Source organism: Polaribacter sp. Z022 (assembly GCF_023555495.1).
Lineage (GTDB): Bacteria > Bacteroidota > Bacteroidia > Flavobacteriales > Flavobacteriaceae > Polaribacter.
Genome location: NZ_JALCZO010000002.1, coordinates 256481 through 280083 on the forward strand (window position 1 = coordinate 256481; position 23603 = coordinate 280083).

Below are 23603 nucleotides of genomic sequence, written 5' to 3' on the forward strand. Positions count from 1 at the left end.
GTGTTTTTTAAATTACTCTTATTTAATTTTTAATTGTAATTTATAAAGAAAATGATCAGAAATATCTCTATACTCTTGTGGAGCTAATTTTCCAGACAAAACTGTAAAATTATTTTTATCAAAATAAATGTAATCTAAAACAGAACCGTTGATAAATGTCCCTGTGTTAACTACACTTTGCCTTTCATTTGTATCAATTTTTTCTAAAGAATTAAAAAAACTAAAATTAAGCATTTCTAAATAAAAATTATTGATACTATAAGGCAGATTTAAATCTCCTGTAAAAATAATTGGAGTATCTATACCTTGAGCAATTTCTTTTATTCTATGAATTTGTAAGATTTTTTCATCATTAGTGCTTCCTGACTCAAAATGTGTATTTAAAATTGTTATTTCTTTTGATTCTGAAAGTTTTAACTTAACTTTTAAGCAATGATTCTGATTATAATAATCAATGTATCTAACCGCAGGGTTATCAATATCAGTTATTTCATATTTAGATAAAATAGCATTTCCAATATAACCTTTTAAAAACAAATTATTTCCAGTTTGTAGTACTCTACCCATTCCATATGAATAATTCATGTTAGTTTTTTCTGCTATATATTTAATTTGATTTTCAATAATTGAAGTATCATATTCATATCCTACTTCTTGAAGAGTAACAATGTCTAGATTCATCTGATTTATCATCTCTACAATTCTGTCTAATTGCTGATGATTACCTCCTAATTCTCCAGAAAAAGGGTCGCAATTTTGACAAAACCCAAGTTTCATATTGAAAGTAGCAATGAGAATATTTTCGTCAAAAACAGACGATGATTTGATATTCTTTGAAAATAAGATATTTTCTTGATCTCTTTGGAAAAGAGAAAAATCTTCACAAGAAGTAAATAATATCAGAGCTAAAAAATATTTTATTTTACTCATAGTTTATACGTTACACCCATAGATACTATTCCTCCAAACCCCCATTTATTATTAGGGTCATTTGTATCAAAATTAAAAACTCTTTTTTCTAAAAGAATCCCAAGGCCTATATTGCTTTTAAAGTTTAATTTTTCTGAAATTGAATAAATAAAACCATACCCTAAAGTTCCTTGAATAAAATTAGTTGTTACTTTTGAAAAATTAAGTAACACTGTATTTCTAAAATAGTTAATACTTCCTATGAATAATAAATTGAAAGCATCGTTTCTCTTTTTATTTGGGAAATAAATAATATCTAGCTGACTACCCAATACCGTCTCATTATTTACATATTCTTTTCCAAGTAAAATTCCTGCTTGAAATTTTAAATTATTAACATCATATCCAACAGATGAATAATTAAACAGCCCCTTAGTTGTTGAAATACCTTCGAGATTTACGCTCCATTTATTTTGTTGACAAAACAAATTAACTGCATTAAAAAACACTAATAAAAAAATAATTTTATATTTCATTTGTTAAAGGTTTTCTGTGAAATGCTTTTTTATAGGAAAGCTTAATGTTTAATACTTTTTCATTAATAAAGACCCATGTCTGAATAACAGTAAAACCCCAATAATATATTATCATTATTGGAATCAATGGAATTAGCCAAATCTTCGTTGAACGAAAAATGTAGGAAGAACAAAAGAAAAAAACAGTCAAACTAAATGAGATTATAAATACGTATGAGTATGATGATTGATACTTAAATTCATTAATAAGCATTAAAGGTCCAAAAAAATTAAATGTAAAAGCATATAATAAATTTATCATAAAGAAAAAAGCAGCAACCTTTCTTGAAAATGATAAATTTTTATTTGTGTATAATGGTTTTAGATTTTTAAAACATGACAATACATGATTTCCTAACCATCTCTTTCTTTGTTTTAACCATTCATTAAATGTTTCAGTTATTTGTTCTTTTGAAAATACGTTATCTTCGTAATTAGAAGTATATCCTTCCAAACTCACCCTATATCCGAAATCAAAATCCTCTCCAGGGAGCGATGTATCATACCCATTTAATTTTTTAAAAAGATCCTTTCTAAAAATACCAGCTCTTCCTTCAAACATTCCAAAACCTAAACTACTTATCGGAATGTAAATAGTATGTTGCATTGAGTAAATATCTAAAGATGTTAATCGAGTTATAAAATTTCGATTCTTATTATAAAAAATATTCCTTGCTTGCACTAATCCCATATTTTTATCTTTGAATTTTGGAACTAATTTCTTGAGAAAATCTTTCTCGATAATTGAATCAGCATCGAGCACACAAATCAGTTCTCCTTTAAATGTATTAATATTTTCATTAATAGCAGCTGGTTTTCCTCTCATAACATTAGTGTCTGAGGTAAGTGACCTATCAATAACATTTATTTGGTCACTATAATTCATAAGAACTTCAACCGTTTTATCTTTAGAAAAATCATCAATAAAAGTTATATCATAGTAATCTTTCGGATAATTTAAGTTCAAAAGGTTATTTACAGTATCATCCACAACATTTTCTTCATTGTGAACTGCAATAACAATAGATACATACTTTAAAACATTTTTATCTTCGTCAGTTTTAATGTTTGATACAACCTTTTTTCTTTTCAAAGAAACAATCATAAAACAGAAGACGTAAGTTAAAAATAAAATTTGCGAAATAAGTAATAAACTCCAAGCTAAATGAAAAACAAATTCATTTAAAAAGCAAAGCAAATAAAAACAAACAGTACCTATTAGAATAGCAAAAGGTACAATTCTTTTATATTTTATGCTTTGTATTAATACATGCACACAAAAAAATACAATAACAAGTGTAAATACAGAACCAAAGAATATTTTCATAGAATTTTAAATTTTTATTACATCATTAAAAAAGAGTGGATCGATTTTGTGATGAGACATTATAATTGTTATTTTACTTTTTCTTTTCGAAATAATCTTTTCAATTAATCCTTCATACAGTTGCAATGGAAGGTTATTTGTTATTTCATCTAATATCAATATATCAGGATTTTTGAGTACTCCTCTTAAAATACTAATTATTTGTTTTTCACCTCCAGACAGATTTTTTCCATTTTCTCCAACATTCTTTGTTAAATTAAATTTAAATATTTCTTTTAATCGATATATCTGAACAATTTCATTTAATTTTTCATGAGTTATTAACTCATCAATCATCAAATTTTCTGCTATGGTATCATTATATAGAAAAGGTGTTTGAGAAACTAACCCAATTGCATTAGATTGTTTTTGGACTTTAATAATTATCTCGCCCTCATGGGGAGAAATAATGCCAGAGATTAAATTAGCTAAAGTGGATTTTCCTGAGCCATTTTTTCCCGAAATTAAATAAACTCCTTTCCTAAAAGAAAAATTTGATTTATTAAAGATATTTTGACCATCATAACTAAAAGATAAATTTTCAATTGTTAGAGAAATATCATTTAAATTTTCAATAATTTTTCTATTTCCTTTTAAAGAATCAGTTTCCATCTTTTTTAGCACTTGTTCAACTCTATTAATCGAAGGCAGTACGATATGTAATGACATTAAATAAGTATTAATACTTTTAAGTGGCCATAGCAAAAAAACAATAAAACCAAGAGTTGTAACTATTGTAGAAATTTGCATATTCTTTAGCTGTAAAATAAATATAATAGATCCAATAAAAAGAATTATTAGTATCTCTAAAAATACATCTGTCAAACCTTGGTAAACTGCGCTTAAACGTATTTGCTTTTTTATTTTTTTTGTAATATTAAAAACTACTTTAACTACTTTATGAAGAAGATTGAAAATTATGATGTCATTTTTCCCTTGTAATATTTCCAGAAAAAAACTAGAAAGATTTGCATTTTCAATTTGTCTATCATTATTAATAAATTCTACTTTGTTACTAATTTTATTATGAAATAAAAATAAAAGGGTAGAGAAAAATAAAAGGTCAACAAATAGTATAGGTGAAATTAAAAAAATATTGATTAGAAGTAAAATGAAAAAAATAACATCTTTTGCAAAATGAATTGTTCCAAAAATTAATTTCCCCTGAAGTAAACCTGTTTCATTAAATATCCTTTGATGAAAATCTCCTGATTTTATAAATGAAGTATGAATACTACTTGATTTTACATATTGTTTTATGATAAGTGATTTTAATTGAAGAGAAATGCCGCCAGAAAAATAATTTGTATAAAAAGACACAAAATATTGAATAATAAGTTTTATGATATAGAGAAAAATTGTTAACGATATCAATAAGGATTCAAATTTATTTTTGATGTATAAGTCTGTCATCCTTCCAAATAAATGAGGTAAATAAATATTAATAAGTGTTAAAAGCAGAATGAAAATAAGTAGTATAATTATTCGGTTTTTAAAACCAATCATACTTTCTTTTAGTAATTTAAAAAAACGTTTATGCGAAAGTATTTTTTTTATCATGCAATTTTTAAGTTTTTCCATAAAGATTTAAAAAAACAATATACCTTAAAATTAAGACCTGCTCCTTCAAATGAAATTTTATCCGCATAATTAGTCACCAATAACTTTTCTAATACTTCATTAGGTATTCCTTTATTTTTATAAAAATTTTCATTATTAAATTCTTTTTTAAATGATTTTTTACAACCCAAATCATAATCATATTTTCTAATAAAATCTGTTATTTGATTGTTAACTTCTAGTTCTAAAGCACATAAATTTTGGATAATTAGAAAAGTGTAAATTAATATTGTTAAACATTTATGTTTTTTAGCTATTCTGACCAATTCATTTATACTAACTTCAAGAAAATGGTTATTTATAAAACACATTAACTCATATACTAAAATAAAACCATATCCCTCATGATGTAATAAGAAGTGAATACAAAGATGAATAAGTTCCATTTCCAACTTAAAAACATAGTAAATTACACCATTATTATTATTTACATCATTAGTTTCTTTAAAAAGTTCGTTTGCACTAAAATTTAGAATGCTATCAAAATTTTTGAAAGCAATAAGTTTTTTATGTAAATCAATACACATACTATTTTCGTTAAGCATACATTGTTGTCCATAAGCTATATACTTTGACTTTTGAAAAAAATTAAAATCTTTTTCTAAAAAAGAAATAGTCTTCTTAAAATCTTTTTCACGAACTAAAAGGTCAACATCACAGCTTCTCTTGTATAAATCAAAACCTATTAAATCTCTTAGCTGCCATCCTTTTAAAAGGACAATTGGGGAAGAAGCACTTTTTATTATACAACCAAATTGATTTTTATAAAATTCATCCCTTCCTTTTTCAATTAGAAATTCTCGCTTTAATTTATTTACTAATTCATCATCTAAATTTCTAATAAGGTCATATTTTTTCAAAGCTTGGTAAAAAAATAAATCAAGATTTATTTTTTTAAGATTAGCAACAAATATATGTTGAACTTCTTTTTTTTTCTCTATAAACTCTTTAAAAAAAGCAGGAAATGAATTGTTAAAAAAACTTTTTTTAAATTGAATAACTTCTTCCATAACGTATTTTTACAATAAAAATAAATGATGAGTATGTTATTTTTTTTAAACAGTATATAAAAGTATTAAAGGGGATATAATTCTTTATACTGGCATATATTTTCATCTCAAAAAATGAATATTTAAAAAAAATAGTATTTAATTTATTTATATCATTTTTTTTCCCATTCTTTATAACATAAGCCACTTTTCCTATTAATTTATATGAGCTTCCAATAAGAGCTTTTTCAGGAAAAACATTATTATCTCCTTTTGTAATTAACTTTTTTTCATCAATTATCCTATGTGTTAAGATTCTTCCATATGAGTTATGGACGGTTATAATATCACCTTTCCTTAATTCGTATGAGTTTTTAGAAACTAAAATCTCGTCTCCATTTTTTAATAATGGCCACATACTATTTCCATTAACTTTAAATATCAAATTTCTCTACTATTTTATTAGTTAACATAACTTCAATAAAGGTTAAAACATCATTAGTTATTATATTTTTTGGTGCATCAAATTCTGCTTGTACAACTCTTACTAATTCTTCTAAAGTAACATCCTTGTTGTTTTTCAAAAACCTTATAATAAAAGCCCCAGTTTCATTAACTGTGGTTATCATTCCTCCACTAGGAGAAACAATTACAGCTTGTTCGTCAATTATCTGAATTAGAACATCTTCGGTTAATTTAAATTTTTTCATACTTTCTTTAAAATATTTATTATTTCTTTTTGAGTTGTTAATTTATTAGTGTGAAATTCAAAAATAGGAAGATTGTTTGTTAAGTCTTTTATGATTCTAAAATAAGGTTTTATATTTTCTTTATCATAATTGTTAAACCATAAATTTGATAATAGGCAATTAAAAGAATTTGCTAAATTTAGCCTTTTTATCTTAATTTTATCAGATTGCACTAACCTATAAAATCCTTTTATATTAACTTTTTTTGGGTCTTTATATGTTTTAGCTCTTTCAAAAGGGGTTTTATGTAAATTATATTTTTCACTATTTTTTTCTATTACAATCATGTCATCAGAAAAAACCTCAAACTCTGTAAGTTTTTTAGAAATTGTTGTTTTTCCTATCCCTGAAGGTCCGAAAAAAACATAAGCATTATTTTTTTTATCTATTAATACTGATGAATGAAAAATTATTTTTTTTTGATTTAAACATAATTTGGAAAACATAAAAAGTAAAAATTCTTCAGTATATTGGTAAGAGTTTTTGATAGAAGAAATTATTAAAGTTGATTTGTTTTTTTCTGTTTTATATGCATATCCTTGAAAATTAAATCCTAAATAATTTTCGTTATTAAGGTTTGGATAAATTTTTTCTTCAATTACAACAATTGTGTGATCAATTTCAATATTGTCATTATAAGTAATGAAATAGTGATAAAATTCTTTAAACCTATTTGTAATTCCAGTAATTTTAGATTCAATTTGAATTTGAATTTCTGCTATTTGTAAAACAATTTTTTGCATTTAAATATGTTTTAAAAAATCATTTGATTTTGTAAAGTATAATTCTTTTACTTTTAAAAAAGGTAAAATTTGCATACAATAATTTAAAATTTCTTTATTGTAATTATTGGTGTTTTCATTATTAAAATGATCAAAAGCCCACAAACCAAATAACAAATGGACTAACTGTTTATTTACATCAACCTCTTTTATATAAGTTTGGTTACTTTGAAATAATCTATAAAAACCTTTAATTTTTCCTCTAAAAGTATTTTTTTTATATGGTGTTTTAAAAGGTATTGCTTCAATTTCAAAAATTTCATTCCCTAAGTAAGAGATTAAAATATTATCATCGTGAATTATTGGATAACCAGATAAGCTAGCGATTGTTGATTTACCTGCTGTTGATTGACCTGAAAATAATACAATCTCATTTTCAATAATAATTGCACTGGCATGAATTAATAGGCAATTGTGGTTTAAAGAAATACTAGAGATAAATATTTTAAAAAAATTTTCAACTTCCCAATTTTCAAATTTATTTGGCAATAAAACATCTATAGTATTAGAGTTCTTATGTTGCCTATAGTAAAAGAAAGTATCAAAAAAACGAATATAACTAATAATGAAATCTTTATTTTTATTTGTGACAACTTTTGAATGTTTTTCATAGGTTAAAAAGTTGAAAACATACTTTGATTTACCTTCTGCTAGATATTCAATTAGAGTATCTTTTATATAAGAGCTTAATTCTAAATTATTTGTATTAATTTTAATAGTAAAATCCTTAATAGAAACGAAACAATTATAATCCCAATCTAATGGTGTATTATTGAAAATATTAAAGAGTTTTCTTTTTTCTTTAAAAAATGATAGCATATTTTTCACATTGAATTAAAAAAGAGTCAACAAAGTTGACTCTTTTAATACTATAGAGCTTTATTCCATTATCACTTTAACTTGGACCACCTCCAGAACTTCCTGCTCTAGTTTCTAATGGTTGTTGATAAATAATTTTAGGACAGGTATATTCTTTTTTTATTTTTTCCATAATGTATATTTTAAAAATTCTTATAAGTTCTTAAACCATTTTCGTAAACAATCTCTAAAAAGTAAGTGTTTGAAGAGTTATTTATAACTGTAAATTTATATTCATTGCTAGAATCAATTTCGGTTTTAATTAATTGATTATTATAAGTACTTTCTGTATTTAACTTCTTATTAGAAAAATAAATATTAAAACCTAAAATTGAATTATCATTGCTGATTTTCCAACTTAATTCTTTTAAATTGGAATTTGATTTTTGTGCTTTTGTTTCTATGGTAATATCACCAGTACCTGTATAAGGAGCACAACTATCATTGTAAATACAATTTAATCCAGCTGTATAATCTCCATCGTATGTTTTTCTTTGTCCTCTAGAAATAGATTCATACATTAAATATCTATTATCAAGACTATGGTCTAAACCTTGGACATGACCTATTTCATGTCTTGATGCTGTAACTCTATCAAATTCATTAGACCCAACATTAGTAGTATAAGTTCCTCCTGTTGAAGATATATTACCAAAGTTTGTATTAACCATTATGTCGGTTTCAACTATATGAGATCCTTGATACATGGTTTGGGTATACATCATTGCATCAGGATCTGAATTATATCCTACTCCACATTCATCTTGATTATTTCCGATTGTGGAAGTTGGTACATTAGTACTGTAAGTTACATTAAATTTAGGTAAATTATTGTTATTTAATATATCGCCACCTCCTCCATAAATAAGGGTATTGTACAAAACAGGTCCATATTCATGATAAGGCAAACCTGAAGTGGGCGTACCGATGATTCCAGTAATTTTAAAATTTATATACCCAGTTCCAGTTCTATATTTCATGGTATATGGAAGTAAAACATATGAACACAAAGTCGCAAGAGCTATAAAAGCAACTGAAAATATTGTTATTTTTCTTTTCATGACTTATTTATTTTAGAAATTATTTTAATATTCTTTTCTACATCTTCTAAATTACCAATTCTTTTTTTGTTTTTATCAAAAACTATATTGTTTTTAACCGTATATTTTTTGTATATGACATAGGAATTACTAGTTTTACTACTTTTTTTTAAAAAAATTTCATTTAAATCTTTATTTCCTTTTAACTTATAATGCTCATTAACTTTATTTATACCTTTTAGTGAGTTTTTAAATTTTTCACTATCAATAGAAGTTAAATAAAGAATTACATTTTCTCCTAAAAATAAATCAGGTTCATTAGACATTTTTAAATATTTATCTCCAATTTTACCTGATCTTAACTTTAATTTAATTATTTTTCCTTTACTTAAATATGTCCCATAATATGGATTATCAATTCTTATTGATAACTCTGTGTGAAAGTAGGAGTCTTTATCCCCAATATAATCTCTCTTAATAACAGTTCCTTTAATATGAGTATTAGAAAATAAAAGAGCACTTTTATAATTTTTTTTGGTAGATTTATCAACCTTGACTAAATCAACTCCTTTGCTTTTTAATTCATTATATTTATAAATATTAATATTATTATCAAAGAAATAGTTAGCTGAATGTTTTAAATTCAAAGATTCCATTTTTTTAGAATAATCAATTTTATATTCTGACAATTGTTTTTTAGAAAGCTTTTCTTTGTTTTTTAATTGAGAAAAAACTGAATTATAACTAAATATTAAACTTAAAATTATTATTATCTTTTTCATTTTGATAAAATTTTGTGGGTTAATACTTTTCCTTCCGAATTTTTAATCTTCAATATGAATAATCCTTTTGCAAGCTTCTCTTTTAAAATATCTTGTGAGTTAATAGTTACAGCACCTTGTTCTACTTCTTTAAAAGCAGAAACTATTTTTTTCCCATTTAAGTCATAAATAGTAAATAAAACATTTCCTTTTACAGAATTGATAAAAGATATTTTTGAGAATTCATTAAAAGGGTTAGGGTAAACCGAAATTTGACCCTCAGTTAGTTTTAAAGGTTTTTTAAGTAAGTCTTTTAACTTACGAACTGCTTCTTTAGACTTTAGTCCTTTCTTTTTAGTTGAAGTCCCTTTAAAAGCATAAGGATTTAATAAATCTTCACCAGAAGCATCTTCGTATATTTCTAATTGAGAGTATTTAATACTAGGTTCTCTTGCTAAACCAACGTATTCATTTAACGTAGTTAATGATTCACTGAGTTGAGGAGAAGAATCAGGCTTAACAGTATTAACGATATTCGTTATTTTAGAATATTGTAAATCTGAAATTTGAAAGTTAACAGGTAAAATAGATGGGTTATTTCTAACCTGTTCTAGTGTTATATTATTATCTTCCATATATTTTTTTTGTTGTAAAATAACATCTTCAAATTCTGTCATTACTGAATTATAGTCATTTACTACTGCTGTGTTGCTTGTCACATTTGTATAATAATTTTCTAATGAATGAATTTCATCATCGTGATAAACCACTCGTTCTTGAAATGATAAATCACTTACATCGCTTGTCTCGTATTCTTGATTAACAGCGATATATGTTGTAAAAGCTGTTGCAAGAAAAAAAACAGCAATACCTAAAATAAGGTAGTACTTTTTTTTCATAATTTTTAGTTTTAATAATTTAAATATAAAGTATTCTAAATAGCAACTTTTCGAAGAAAAGTAAAGATCATAACAAATTTGCATTGTAAATATATAAAAAAAATAGCATTTCCTTTTTTTTGCCTTAGAAAAAATCTAAATTTCGAAAAAATTAAAAATGAAATCATTAATTATATCATTATCAATTATTCTTTTTGGCTATAATTTTACTTTTTCAAATACTAAAGATTTTTATTTTAATGTTAAAAAAGAAGGGGTTTATAAAACTAAAATTCCGTCTAATTTAATAGGTAACAATCTATATCTTTATTATCAAAATAAAAGTTCTCAAGTTTATATAAACAAGAATTATGTATATTTTTATTGCCCCTCTAGAGGAAACTACCAAATATCTAGAATCGAAACTAAAAAGATTAAGCCGATAGTTGTTTCTTCTTGGGAGATTATAAAGAAAAAAAAATATTATAAATATGCTCTTTCTAATTCATTAAATGAAAAACATTGGTTTACAGATATTATTTCAGATGGAAAATCATTTAAAACTAACTTTACGGTTATAAAAAAAACAAATGGTTATTCTAAAGAAATACAATTAAACCTGTATAATTTTAAAAGTTCAAATGCCCCCATTATACTTAAAATAAACAACATGGAGAAGCATTACGTTTTAGAAGGTCACGGAGATCAGTTTTTAAATATCCCCATCAATAATATTAAAAGTGAGAAGATTGCTTTAGAATTGATTTCGTTATTTAATGATGTAGGTGTTGAGTCAATAAAAATAAATTCTTTTGCTGATATTGAAATAGTATTAAAATATAAATTCGAAAAAAACACTTTTTCTTCTCCTAAAACTTTAAAGGAGATTAATGAACATTATTTTTATTTTACTTTAAAAAAGAATAAACTAGAAAGAGTATTTAAAAATAAAAGAGTTTCAAATCTAATCATTCAAAAGAAAACTGAAATTGAAGAAGTTAAACTTATAAATGTTATCCATCCTAGTTATAAAAAAGTAGATTTTTTAATTTTATATAATAAGGAGTTTGAAAATAATCTTAAAGCGTTAAAAGAGCTATTAAATATAATAAATCCAAACTTATCATATAATTATATTAATGTTCAAGATGTCTATAATAAGTATTCTTATTCAACAGCTGACCCTAAAGCTTTAAAGAAATATTTACATTATATAAAACCTAAACATGTTTTATTGGTTGGAGATTCAAATATTAAAGAAAATAAAGAGGATTTAATACCTACATTTTTTTATACTCAATTTAAAGGAAATACTAGAATAGAGACAGATTATATTTATACTTATAAAAATGACCCTGCATCTCCTCTTTTTTCTATTTCTAGATTACCTTTCAAAACAACATTGGAATTAGATTGTTATATTAAAAAAACAACTTCTTTTTTGAATTTAAACAATAAAAACAATTATGTAATTTATGACGATATTTCTGTTTTAAACGATATAGAAAAGAAAAAGAAAGTTTCTTATACATCATTTAAAAGACAAAATGCATTAAAAAAGCTTTTGGGCTTTAATTTTATTCCTAATTATTTAAATGATAATATTAAAAATATGAAAACTTTCCAATTTACAGGGCATGCGTCTTTTTCTGGTTGGAGCGATAATAAGAAAGTTGAATTTTCTGATATGAAAAATTTAAATAAGAATAACTTATTTATACTTATTGATTTATCTTGTTGGACAGGAACATTTGCTTATCATAAAAGAAATTCGTTTTCAGAAAATTTATTAGCCCTTAGAGATAAAGGGTCTGTAACTTCCCTATCCGTCTCTGGTTATTCGCAAATTAGTAACTATAAACACATTACTAATTATCTTCTTAAGAATAGAAATAAGTCTTTAGGGTCTGTTATTACTAAAATGAAAAAAGAACTTTTTAAAAAGAACGAGTTAACATTAGATGATATACATGCTTATAATTTATTTGGTATTTCAACTTTAAAATATTAGCTACCATTTTTCGTTTCTAAAATTGTTTTTTATTGCATATTTTAAGGTTTCTTCTAAATAATCTTCTAAATTATATTGAGGTATTGGTAGTATGCTCTCTAGGTATTTAGTATCAAATTCATAAGGTTTAGATAAAGTATATGGAGATAAGTGATCTCCAATTGAAGAATAATAAAAATTTTCAAATTTATTCTTATCTTTAATATGATGTGTTAAGATATTGTCTAAAAAAGAAAATTGTTTAAATCCAGCAGTTTCTATTATTCTTGTTAAACCTGTAACTAAATTAGTACATTTATTATGTGTTATATTTAGTTGTTGAATATCTTTAAGAAAAACTTTTGCTATTACTTTTGCAACATAATCTACAGGGATAATATTTAGACCTGCTTTAAAATTAACAGAAATCCTTATCGTATTATTTTCTAATAGGGGGTTTTTATTAAAGAATTTTCCTACTAAATAATAAACCATATATTTTGAAATATAACTTAAAGGTTTGTTTATGATATTACCTCCAATAACACTAGGTCTTAATATTTGAACTTGAACACTATTTTTTTCTCCTTCTTTTAAAAGATATTTTTCGGTTTTATGTTTTGATTCCTCATAAGAATTTCTATAGTTAGGAGATAAATTATTGTGGTAATTGTTTTCAATTAATCCTCCAATGTCCCCAATAGCAAATGCTGTACTTATGTAAGTAAACTTGTTAATGTAAAAATGAAAAGTTTCAAAAATTTTCTTTGCAAATGAAAAGTTTTCTTCAAAAATTAATTCCTTTTGTGAAATGTCCGTTGATAAATTAACATATCCTGCCGAATGAATAAAGTAGTTATTATCTTTTTCTAATAAATATTTTGAAGGGTTAAAAAACTCTTCCGAATTAAGGACTTGAATTTTTTTATTTAAATTAGAAAGTATTGCTGATTGACTATTAAAAATAGCACTTTTTAGGATTTTCTGAAACCTTTGTTCTGCTGATAAATTTTTCTTGTCTCTAATCAATAAGATAACTTTTTCTATTGTCTCTTTTTTTAAAAATTCTAATAAAACTTGTGAGCCTAGAGTACCTGTTACACCCGTTAAAATTATATTCATAGATTGTTTTTGTTAAATGTAACAAAAATGTGCGGAAATAGAATTTTGAAAAACACTTTATTTTTTAAACACAATAAAAAATTTTATACTTAATTAACGTGAGTTCGACGTAATAAATTTAGTTTTTATAATAGAAAAAAGCAGAAAATTTAGTGTATTAAAGTCCTAAATTCCAATAAACTAAAATTATTCTGCTTATGATTTCTAATGATAAAATTATTGAAATCTAGACGATTTTATGAAAGAATTTTATGCTATTTTAACAAAACATAGTATTTCAGACACTTCTCAACCTAAAAAAAGAAAAAGAAAATCAAAAATGAGTAAAAGTGAAGTAATAACCATTATGGTTATTTTTCACTTATAATCCTATCGAAACTTAAAGCACTTTTACCTTTACCATGTTTGTAAATATATGAACGATTGCTTTCCAGATTTGGTCTCTTATAATCGATTTTTAGAACTCCAAAAGAAAGTGATCCAGCCTTTAGCTGTCTACTTAAAACCTTATGGATTAGGCAAATGTTCAGGTATTTCTTTTATAGATTCTACAGCTGTTAACCAATAGTATTTATATTAATTTTTTAAAACAAAAATGTCTGTTAAGGTAATAATACCGTTTCAAAATAATGAGCATCAAAAACATTTTTATTAATAAGTCTTTGGTCTATTAAATTTATCAACTCTTGATAAAAAACATCTCCTAAAACTGGCTTAAACTTTTCTATTTCTTGAATTTCAATACCATAATTTTTGTTTTCAGTAAACTCAATTAAGCTGTCCATTAACATTATTTTTGCCCCTGTTTCTTTGCTTAATTTAGTGTTTATATCTAATTTTATTAAGAAATTTTTATACTTAGGATTGTAAAAGTCAAAGAGGATATAGGCTAATAAATAATCAACAGGGGTTAAATCAATAACTTTATAATCACAAAAATTTAAAATATTTTTATTTCCTAAAAGCTTTTCAACTAATTTTAATGCTTTATGTTTTACTTCAACATCCTCAAAGTGCTTTAAACATTTTAAAATATTACAAATAAAAACTAAAATTTCTCCCCCTTCATCTGAAAGTGTCATTTTAGAAAAATTAGTTTTATTTTCAAATAAATTAATAAAAATATTCACTAATTGAATATGATTCGATTTAAATAAAAACAATTCTTCGTTAGCTACAAATGGAAGAACGGTATGAATTTTCCAACCTTTATTTTCATAAAATAATTTGAATAATTCCCAATACTTATCTTCATAAAAAATAAAATTAGTTGCTACCGTTTGTAGTATAATTCCATCTTCAAATTGATATAAAGAAGAAAGATTATTTAGTTCAATTTGTTCCAAAATGAACTTTTTATCATAATTCTTTTCAAATATTTCTGTAATCTCAACTAAAGTAGAGACAACTTCATCGTAGTTTTCATCTTTTATATTTTTATTCTCTAATGAAATTATATTCTTTTCTACTAATAATTTGAATACATGAAAAAGGGAATCTCTATAATTAAAGAAATAAAGTCTTGCATTTGGAGAAGATTTTAATACAACTATCAATTCGTTTATTAAAGCTAAATCTAAAGTTTTATTTACTTCATTAAAAATAGCTAAAAGATACTTATTGAAAATAGTTTGATTAGGTATTCTATTAAAAATTATGGCATCAAACCTCTTAACTAAACAAAAAAGTAAATCGTAAAGCTTTGAACTATTTATAATGGTAAGGTTTTCTATTAATATATCTATTAAATGCTCTAAATAAAAATGATTTATACATTCATAATGTTCAGAACTTATGACATCATTAACAAGAAATTTTAAATACAGGTTAATTTTCTCTAAATCTCTATTTGAAAAAAGTAATATATCATTTATTAGAATAAAAAGATTTTCAGCTAATTTTAGTGTTAAACTAAAATAGAAACCTTGTATTTCCTCATTTTCGACTATATTGTTGTTCTCTTTAAATCTTACTATTTCATTATATTGTTCTTCAATTTGAATTAAACTAGGTACAGGAATTATTTTTACAAGCACATTTTTTAATATAGATACAGAAGTCACCTCTTCTTTATATAAAGTAGTAATCTCATCTTTATGGTGTTGTAATTTTCTTGATGAGAAAAACTCTAAATCATTAAAAAATGATAACAAATTACTTCTAACCCAAGCCTCATTGTCATTTAGAACCTCAAAATCATTAATCAACGCTTGGTCATTCGTGTTTTCAATATTTTCATATTTTAAAGATGACGCCTCATTACTTAATAAATTTATTTTGTTTTTAAAACTAATTAAAACAGGAATGAATGATTTTAAAATTGAACCTTCATCATAATTTCTTCCTATTTTTATAAGATCTGACAAATAATATAAATTTTGTTCAATATCAATTTTTTCTTCAGGCTTGCATAAAGTTTTTGCTAATTCAATGTTTAATTGACCAATGTATTTAGCTTGAATTTGATAAGATGATTTATAAATGATTTTATTAATAGATTCATAGATTATGGTATTCCAAAAATTATCAAAATAGGCTCTTTTATAGAAGTCTATCATTAATTTTAAGTCTTTTTCTTCAATAATTTTTGCTACGGTGTCATTATTACATTCTGCCAAAAGCATATAATAGGCATACCCATAATATTGATGATGCTGTTTAGAATAAAATTGATATAAAAACTTTAAGACATTTATTAATAAATCTGAATGTTTGTTTTGCTTTTGAAAATTTGAATTATTATCAGATAGCATTCCAACTAACATAATACATAAGTTCCAGAAAAATGAATCGGTAACTAGATAAACGATTGCTTCGACATTTAATTTTTGTTCTTTTAAATAACGAGCAGCCAAAAATTCTTGAAACGTGATTGTATGAAAACTAAACAGCCATGAAAATGGATCATCAAAACTTCTCTTTTGACTTCCTAAACCTATTGACGATAAAATTTCAACTGTGCTAGAATGTTTGTCATCTAACCTGCCAGAATAAACAAATTGTTTATTTATTTGCATTTGGTAAGAAAATTTCTCAATTAATTTACTTGATTTTTGAAATAATTTAGGTTTAATACTTCCTTTTTTAAAGGAATAATCTAAAATCCAACTGTAAACTTTTTCTTGTAAATCATATATCGATTTAATTGAAGATAAATCTTTTTCAATCGACTTACTAACTACATATATTAATGCAATATAGGACAGCATTAAAGGGTTGCTGGAATAATCCTTTAAAACTCTGTTCTTATCAATTAATCTAAGTAGTTTTTCCTTTTTTTGTTGATTGTTAAGAACAGCATCTAAATATTGTTCAGTACAGATATCATTAAAACCGTCTATTTGCAATGAAACATCGTAATTTAATTCGTGATTAATTAATCCATAAGGACGTGACAAAACGATATAATTATAGTTTTTTATTTGTGATGAGAGTTTTATTCGGTTTTCAAATGATAATTCATCAAAACCATCTAGCATTAGTTGAAAATCACTTAAATTTTGCAACGAGGTCAATTCACTTTCTAAAGCAGAAAAATATTGATGATTGATGTAACTTAAAATAAAATCTTCATTATTAAAATTGACATCTCTTAATTGAATATAAATTAGAAGCTTTGCTTTTTTAATACTAATAGCATCTTTTGCCCATTTGTAGCACAACCATTTGGCGTAGGTAGATTTTCCTACTCCTGGGTTTCCACTAACAATTATTTTATTATTGGCAAGAATACTATCAGAAATATAATCTTTTGATAAATTCCTACTGTTGGCTTTACTTTTGTTAACCTTAGAATACGCACACTCTTTTTCAAGTTTTAATAGACTATCTCGGTTATCGATATCTTCATAGGAGGTGTAAGAAAGTTGGATGTAATAATCGTCCATTGATAAAACACCTAATTTATTATCAATATTGCCATTTACTTTGATGCTGTTGAAATTAGTATCATTTAAATAGAATTCTCTCAAATGCTTAATTAAATCTATACTTGAAGTTGTGGTTTCAAATTTTTGTTGAATAAATTCAATTGAATTTTTAGCCTTAGAAATATCAAACTCTAATAATAATTTTGTTAAAGGAAATATCCCATGTCTATTTGGACTTGTTCCTTCTTTTAAAAAATTGACTATTGGTCTAAAATCAGCTGGCTTGCAATTCGTTTTAATTTCATTTATAGTTTTTAAGCTAGGGAAATAATTAATGATAAGAGGTTGTTCCTTTTCCTTAAGGTCTTGATTGTTTAAAAAATCTAAAAGGCAATTCATAATCTGCGCCCTTTGTAAATCTTTAAAATAAACTAAAGCTCCTTCTTCCTTGGCTTTCTTAAAAGTGATAATAATAGGATTCTCCTTCATATAACTCAATATTTTCTTTGTGACTTAGACCTTAGAAAGACAGAATGGGAATCTTTAGGTCTTTTTAGGTCGTAATATTTAAAAAACTACAATCTCCCCTGATATTTGACTTGTGTTACAAAAAGTAACATCCTCTGTACAAGGAAATCGTCTACACAAACCTTAGTCTTCTGGCGATTGTAAGACTAAGCTCGATCGAGGCAAGAACGTTTAAACATGATACAGTTCTTTCCTTTCATTTTAATAGCTTTGGCTATTGGAATGAAAACATCTGACTCAATCAGTAATGATAAAGTAAAAGATGTTGAGCAAATTCATTATTCTGCAACTGACACTCCTCCATCTGAAGGAGCAGGTGAAGAAGATGAATTAGAACCAAACAATTAGTTTGTTCTTTCCAGCAGCGATATAATTATATCGCTGCTTTTTTATTCCAAAGATTTAAAAGGTGATGTACTTTCATCTATATTTTCTCTATTTGCATTTTTGTATCTAATATATTTACTTACCAATTCGGTTGTGTTCTTAACCTTAAACTTATGAAATAAATTTCTTATATGAACTTCAACCGTTTTAGGAGATATAAAAAGTTTATCTGCAATTTCTTTTTGTGTAATTCCTTTCATTAAATGCATAATAACTTCCTGTTCTCTTACAGAAGCCTGCATCCAGTGTTCAATGTCTAACATCTCGGAAATATTTTTATCTATATAATGTTGTCCCTTCATAACTGTTTCAATGGCGGTATACGTTTCTTCTATCCCCAACTGTTTATCAAGATAAGCATCTATATTACATTCGTTTAAAAGTCGATTGTAATGATGTTTTCTAGTGTGCTGGGTTAAAATCATAATTTTAATAGCAGGATATTGTTGTTTTACTTTTTTTGCAATCATAAAACCATCAAATTGTTTGGTTTCAAAATTTAAATCTAAAATTATAATATCTATACTATTTATTTTTAATACATCCAATGTGGCTTCATAGTTTATTGTATGCAATACCTTATTTATTTTAGGGTGTTGTAAAAGAAGTAACTCCATTCCTTGTGCAAAAGAAATAGAATCTTCAACTAATAGAATATTGAGTCTATTTTTCATATTAAGTTTTGTTTAATTGGAAAATTGATGCTTATAGATGTTCCGTTTTCTGTATCTATTATAATAAAGTCTCCACCAAGTAATTTGGTACGTTGTTTAATATTCATCAGCCCAATCCCTTTAACTTGTTCATTTTTAAATCCAATACCATTATCGCAAAATTCAAATAGTAACGTTTTATTATTTTTAATATGGTGTTTAATTTCGACTTTTGTTGCTTTAGAATGCTTTTCAATATTATTTAATATTTCCAATAGGATTCCATAAAAATTAGTTTGTGCTTCTAAAATCATTTGATTTAATACATTTGGCAATGGTAATTGTACAGCAACAAAAATTTGTCTGTAATGTTGGAATTCTGATAATTGAGAAATGATAATATCATTTAGTGATGCCTCCTTTATTTTATTTCCAAGTGGTGATAAACGATGTGAAATTAAACGAATTTCATGATTGATATTTTTAATATCATAAATGATTGTTTTTCTAATCTCCTTAGGATTTTTAGCTTTTTCTAAAGCTAAAATTTTAAGTCGAATACCATCATAGGATGTGGTAATAATATCATGTAAATCTTTACTAATATGACTTTTAACCAATTCTTTACTTTCAAGGATTTCCTCTAATTTTTTATTTTCTAATATTTGCAGCTTTTCTCTCTGCTTTTGCTTTATAAAAAAGTAAATACCTATAAGAATTAGAATTAGTAAACCAAACAAGAAGAGTAATAAGTTTTTGTTCTTTAAGGTTTGATTTTGAATTGTTATAACAGATTTTTTTTGTTCATTTTTTGTTTGTAATTCTGAAATTTTTTGCAATTTTAATTGGTTTTCAAATTTTTCTTGAAGTGCTTGTATCGTTTTAGATTGCTTTTCATCAAACAGTTCTTTATACAATTGATATTGTTTTTCTTTAAATTCAAAAGCCACTTTATAACCATATCTACTTTTATGATATTCAGATTGAACCTCATAATAACGCAGCCAAACTTCTTTTTTGGAGATAGTAGATAGGTATAATTTTGAAGAATCTAAATAGGATTTCGCTTTATTATAGGTTTTATTTTTTATTGCCAACAATGCCAATTCATTATAGGTATAGGCTATCGATAAAGTATCTTGCTCTAGTTTTTTTTCTGCAAGTGCTTTTTTATATGTTTTTAAGGCTAATTTGTATTTATTAGTTAAAAAATAAACTGTAGCCAAATTATTAAGCATTTTTCCAATCTCTTTTTTCTTTTTTAAGCCATTTTGAGTTTTTATTGCTTCTCTATAATTTACTATAGCAGATTTATAGTTCTTTTCATTCTTATATAAGTTCGCAAGATTATTATAAGCGTAAGATGTCTTTAATGTATCAGAGAGTTGTTTTCTAATATTAAGGCTTTCTGTTAAATATTTTCTAGCGATCTCTAAATTACCAAGTAGTCTTTGTGTCTCACCAATTGAATAACAAACACTCGCATTTTTTAATAGATTTTTTTGTTTTGAAAAACCATCATAAGCTAATAATAAATAAGTAATTGCTGTATTAAACTGTCCCGCTTGTTTAAATAGAATTCCTGCTTTTGAATACGTTGAAAATTTATCTGCACTGTCATCTAAATTCTTATAAATATTTAATGAATTATTTAAAGCCCAAAACAGACTGTCTTTCTCTTTTACTCTTCTATATATTAACCCAAGATTAAAATAAGAGTCCGCAGCATTTTTAGTAACTGAATCTCTTAAAATACTTTTTTTAAAGTGAATTTTTGAATCCTCATACTTTTTCTGCTTGTAATAAATTAATCCTATTTTTTTATAAATATAGCTGGCATTATAAATCAAATTCTTGCTTGAAGCAATTTTCAAGGATTCATTGTATACTTCTAAGGCGTTTTCAAAATCTTTATTTTTCTCTAACTGTTTTGCTTTATTTATTAAAATATATAGTTTTTCATTATTGTAAACAGTTTTAAAGCTGAAACAAATTAATGTAAAACTCAATATTGAAAATATAAACCAGTTATTCATAAAATAAAAGTAATCTAAATTATTTTGAAATAATTAGCTATTGTTTAAAATTAAGGGAAAATCCCTATTGAATAATGAGTCATAAATAGGGATTTTTGAAAAAAAAAGATTATGCGTACTTTGTTGAAAAAATATTTTTATCATAGCCTGTTAATAATAAATGTGTTTCTTTTTTTATTACTTAAAGACACAATATATTTAGCTTACCTAACACCAATATTATTATTATCATCTTTATTTGTTATTATTTTTGCTGAAAAAAAATATCCAAAAATTCTTAAATGGGGAGAAGTGAAAAAAGACATTAAACTAGATGTTTTTTATACTCTGGTATCTGGAATTGGTGTTGGTCATATTACAAAAATAACTATTTCAGGTTTATTAATTTGGTTAGGCGAAAAGCTTTCAAAAATACTAGATTTTTCTCTTTTCCCTCATTCAATTAATATTTTTTTTCAAATCTTATTTTATTTATTAATAGTAGAATTTTTCAGTTACTGGCTTCATAGGTTATCTCATAATCAAAAAAAATTATGGTTATTTCATGAAATTCATCACTCTCCAAATAAAATGTGGAGTCTTAATGTTTCAAGATCTCATCCAATTGATATTCTTTATAGACTTATATTACCATTAATGATAGTATTTTTTTTAGGTATAAAAGAAGATGTTTTATCATTATATCTTGTTATTACTGGAGTTGTATCTTTTTTACAGCACTCAAACCTTGAATTAGAAACAAAAAGGCTTAATTATTTTTTCGCCACTCCAATTCTTCATCACTGGCATCATTCTAGCGAAAAAAATAAGGCACAGAATAATTTTGGTCATGTATTAATTATATACGATTTAATTTTTGGAACGTACTATTTGCCAAATATAAATGAGCAAGAATGTAAAGATGTTGGTGTTAAAAACTCTAAAGTACCAAAAGATTTTATTGATCAATTAAAGTACCCTTTTAAAGAAATAAATAAACTATGATAGATATAATAATAAGTCTAGCATTAAGCCTTGTAATGTTTGGACTAGGACTAAAACTGAATATTAATCAACTGAAGTTTCACTTTAGTAAGCCTAAAGAGCTTATACTGGGTTTATTCGTACAAATTTTTATTACCCCACTAATAGCTATTATCATAATAATTCTTTTAGACCTAAATAATATTTATTCTATTGGTTTATTACTTCTCGCAGCCGTACCTGGTGGTACTACAAGTGGTATAATATCATATTGGTCTAAAGGCGATGTATCCTTAAGTGTAAGTCTAACTTCTCTTGGAGGAATTTTTATAGCTTTTTTTTCACTCCCATTTATATTATATAATTCTTATAAATATTTACCAATTGAAGGTATTAGCACTACCATTAATAGCTTGGATTTAATGATCAAACTATTTCTAGTTGTTATACTACCAATATTATTAGCTCTAATATTCAAAAAAGTATTTCCTAACTTTAAAAAAAAAGCAAATGCTCTTTTTGATAAATACTTGATTCTATATTATATAGTTGTTATTATTATGGGTATACTTATTCTAACAAGAGATTTAGAACTATTATTAATTGATTGGAAAATACTAACTATATCTTGTTTAATATTAAACATATCAATGTTTAGTATTGGATATTTTTTTTCAAGATTTTTTTATATAAATCAAATTCATTCAAAAACCATTGCTATTGAATCTGCTTTTCAGAATAATAATTTAGCATTTGCAATATCTTTAGTAGTAATTGGAAATGATACTGCAGCTCTTCCTTCTATAATATATGGAGTAGTTATGACAGTTACTGGATTAATAGTTGTTGTCTTTAGTAGGAAATCTTTTTTTAAGGGAAAATCCCTATTGATTTAACATTTAGGTCACTATATATTAGTAGTAAATATAAAACGACTAATTATGAACGACATTTTATTTTATCTAACCCGCTACGGGACATACTTAATCCAAGGATTACTAGCATTCCTAATTTTTAAATCTATTTTTAGTGCGACATTCAAAAGCCATCATTCAAAGTGGAATACCTTAATTGATAATTTCAATTTTTCAACGCAAGAATTTTACAAATTACTCAAAGAAGAATTGCAAAACCAAGGGATAAAACGTATTGAAATTGAACAAGTTTCTCTAAAAGAAGGCAATGCATTTTCATCTAGAAGAAGCTATTTAAGAGCTACTTGGAAAGAATATCAATACGATATTTGTGCGGCACCTTTTGGAAAAGGATTTTTTATCTCTTGGTGGTTGTTGTATAAAAATTCTATTGCCCAACTTATTATTTCAAAGATTCCTTTTGTTGGAAGGTGGCTTTCTAGAAAACTATATCCTGTAACTTATTATAAAATAGATACTGCCTCAATGTTTATGACCTATGCACAAGCTGCTGTTTTAAAGGTAATTGAAGATATTACTAAATCACAAGGTGTAAGAGTCTTATCCGAACTAGAACGAAAGCCTACACTACAAGATATCTTCAAACGATAATG

The 23603-nt window shown here is 24.9% G+C and carries 21 protein-coding genes and 1 pseudogene; 6 read left to right on the top strand and 16 right to left on the bottom strand.

From position 1 onward, the window contains the following. Positions 1-18: 18 nt before the first annotated feature. The 12 genes from MPF13_RS04935 to MPF13_RS04990 form a co-directional block, all read right to left on the bottom strand. Positions 19-930, bottom strand: coding sequence for an endonuclease/exonuclease/phosphatase family protein (locus MPF13_RS04935; protein ID WP_249981218.1), 912 nt, complete (start codon positions 928-930; stop codon positions 19-21). Next, positions 927-1445 (bottom strand): hypothetical protein, encoded by a 519-nt coding sequence (locus MPF13_RS04940; RefSeq protein WP_249981219.1) that lies wholly within the window; start codon positions 1443-1445, stop codon positions 927-929. Before MPF13_RS04940 ends, MPF13_RS04935 begins: the two co-directional genes overlap by 4 nt. Further along, positions 1435-2811: a glycosyltransferase family 2 protein gene (locus tag MPF13_RS04945; protein ID WP_249981220.1), complete on the bottom strand. Its 1377-nt coding sequence runs from the start codon at positions 2809-2811 to the stop codon at positions 1435-1437. The genes MPF13_RS04940 and MPF13_RS04945 overlap by 11 nt, the downstream gene beginning before the upstream one ends. A gap of 6 nt (positions 2812-2817) precedes the next feature. Next, positions 2818-4431: an ATP-binding cassette domain-containing protein gene (locus MPF13_RS04950; protein WP_249981221.1), complete on the bottom strand. Its 1614-nt coding sequence runs from the start codon at positions 4429-4431 to the stop codon at positions 2818-2820. Beyond that, entirely contained in the window at positions 4407-5480 is a 1074-nt protein-coding gene (locus tag MPF13_RS04955; RefSeq protein WP_249981222.1) for a nucleotidyltransferase family protein, read from the bottom strand. Before MPF13_RS04955 ends, MPF13_RS04950 begins: the two co-directional genes overlap by 25 nt. Next, the gene (locus MPF13_RS04960; protein ID WP_249981223.1) at positions 5458-5877 is read right to left on the bottom strand and encodes a S24/S26 family peptidase; all 420 of its coding nucleotides are present in this window, start codon (positions 5875-5877) and stop codon (positions 5458-5460) included. The genes MPF13_RS04955 and MPF13_RS04960 overlap by 23 nt, the downstream gene beginning before the upstream one ends. A 16-nt stretch (positions 5878-5893) precedes the next feature. After that, positions 5894-6169 carry a PqqD family protein gene (locus tag MPF13_RS04965; RefSeq protein ID WP_249981224.1) on the bottom strand — a complete coding sequence of 92 codons (276 nt, stop codon included), beginning with the start codon at positions 6167-6169 and terminating at the stop codon, positions 5894-5896. After that, complete coding sequence (locus MPF13_RS04970) at positions 6166-6951, bottom strand: phosphoenolpyruvate carboxykinase (ATP) (protein ID WP_249981225.1); 786 nt, start codon at positions 6949-6951, stop codon at positions 6166-6168. The genes MPF13_RS04965 and MPF13_RS04970 overlap by 4 nt, the downstream gene beginning before the upstream one ends. After that, positions 6952-7809, bottom strand: coding sequence for a hypothetical protein (locus MPF13_RS04975; RefSeq protein WP_249981226.1), 858 nt, complete (start codon positions 7807-7809; stop codon positions 6952-6954). Between the two features lie 182 nt (positions 7810-7991). Further along, entirely contained in the window at positions 7992-8909 is a 918-nt protein-coding gene (locus MPF13_RS04980) for a matrixin family metalloprotease (RefSeq protein WP_249981227.1), read from the bottom strand. After that, positions 8906-9670, bottom strand: a complete 765-nt coding sequence (locus MPF13_RS04985; RefSeq protein ID WP_249981228.1) for a hypothetical protein — start codon at positions 9668-9670, stop codon at positions 8906-8908. Before MPF13_RS04985 ends, MPF13_RS04980 begins: the two co-directional genes overlap by 4 nt. Then, positions 9667-10548, bottom strand: coding sequence for a T9SS type A sorting domain-containing protein (locus tag MPF13_RS04990; RefSeq protein ID WP_249981229.1), 882 nt, complete (start codon positions 10546-10548; stop codon positions 9667-9669). Before MPF13_RS04990 ends, MPF13_RS04985 begins: the two co-directional genes overlap by 4 nt. Before the next feature lie 157 nt (positions 10549-10705). Between MPF13_RS04990 and MPF13_RS04995 the strand changes: the two genes are divergently transcribed. Beyond that, positions 10706-12538, top strand: coding sequence for a C25 family cysteine peptidase (locus MPF13_RS04995; RefSeq protein ID WP_249981230.1), 1833 nt, complete (start codon positions 10706-10708; stop codon positions 12536-12538). On the opposite strand, the gene MPF13_RS05000 is transcribed toward MPF13_RS04995, so the two are convergent. Beyond that, the gene (locus tag MPF13_RS05000; RefSeq protein ID WP_249981231.1) at positions 12539-13639 is read right to left on the bottom strand and encodes an SDR family oxidoreductase; all 1101 of its coding nucleotides are present in this window, start codon (positions 13637-13639) and stop codon (positions 12539-12541) included. Positions 13640-13877: 238 nt separating this feature from the next. Between MPF13_RS05000 and MPF13_RS15670 the strand changes: the two are divergent. Then, positions 13878-14198 (top strand): annotated as a pseudogene (locus MPF13_RS15670) (IS982 family transposase); the annotation flags it as partial. A 43-nt stretch (positions 14199-14241) separates the two neighbouring features. On the opposite strand, the gene MPF13_RS05005 reads toward MPF13_RS15670, so the two are convergent. Then, a complete protein-coding gene (locus MPF13_RS05005) occupies positions 14242-17997 on the bottom strand; it encodes an NACHT domain-containing protein (protein ID WP_249981232.1) in 3756 nt (1251 codons plus the stop codon). A gap of 216 nt (positions 17998-18213) precedes the next feature. On the opposite strand from MPF13_RS05005, the gene MPF13_RS05010 reads away from it, so the two are divergent. Further along, on the top strand, positions 18214-18384 hold the full coding sequence (locus MPF13_RS05010; RefSeq protein WP_249981233.1) for a hypothetical protein: 171 nt from the start codon (positions 18214-18216) through the stop codon (positions 18382-18384). 41 nt (positions 18385-18425) lie between these two features. On the opposite strand, the gene MPF13_RS05015 is transcribed toward MPF13_RS05010, so the two are convergent. Together MPF13_RS05015 and MPF13_RS05020 are read right to left on the bottom strand one after the other, a co-directional pair. Continuing rightward, complete coding sequence (locus MPF13_RS05015; RefSeq protein WP_249981234.1) at positions 18426-19097, bottom strand: response regulator transcription factor; 672 nt, start codon at positions 19095-19097, stop codon at positions 18426-18428. Then, a complete protein-coding gene (locus MPF13_RS05020) occupies positions 19094-21112 on the bottom strand; it encodes a tetratricopeptide repeat-containing sensor histidine kinase (protein ID WP_249981235.1) in 2019 nt (672 codons plus the stop codon). Before MPF13_RS05020 ends, MPF13_RS05015 begins: the two co-directional genes overlap by 4 nt. A 123-nt stretch (positions 21113-21235) precedes the next feature. On the opposite strand from MPF13_RS05020, the gene MPF13_RS05025 reads away from it, so the two are divergent. The 3 genes from MPF13_RS05025 to MPF13_RS05035 are packed head-to-tail and all read left to right on the top strand — an operon-like array spanning position 21236 to position 23601. Continuing rightward, positions 21236-22096 carry a sterol desaturase family protein gene (locus MPF13_RS05025; protein ID WP_249981236.1) on the top strand — a complete coding sequence of 287 codons (861 nt, stop codon included), beginning with the start codon at positions 21236-21238 and terminating at the stop codon, positions 22094-22096. Further along, positions 22093-22971: a bile acid:sodium symporter family protein gene (locus MPF13_RS05030; protein WP_249981237.1), complete on the top strand. Its 879-nt coding sequence runs from the start codon at positions 22093-22095 to the stop codon at positions 22969-22971. Before MPF13_RS05025 ends, MPF13_RS05030 begins: the two co-directional genes overlap by 4 nt. Positions 22972-23016: 45 nt before the next feature. Next, positions 23017-23601, top strand: a complete 585-nt coding sequence (locus tag MPF13_RS05035) for a hypothetical protein (protein ID WP_249981238.1) — start codon at positions 23017-23019, stop codon at positions 23599-23601. Positions 23602-23603: the final 2 nt, after the last annotated feature.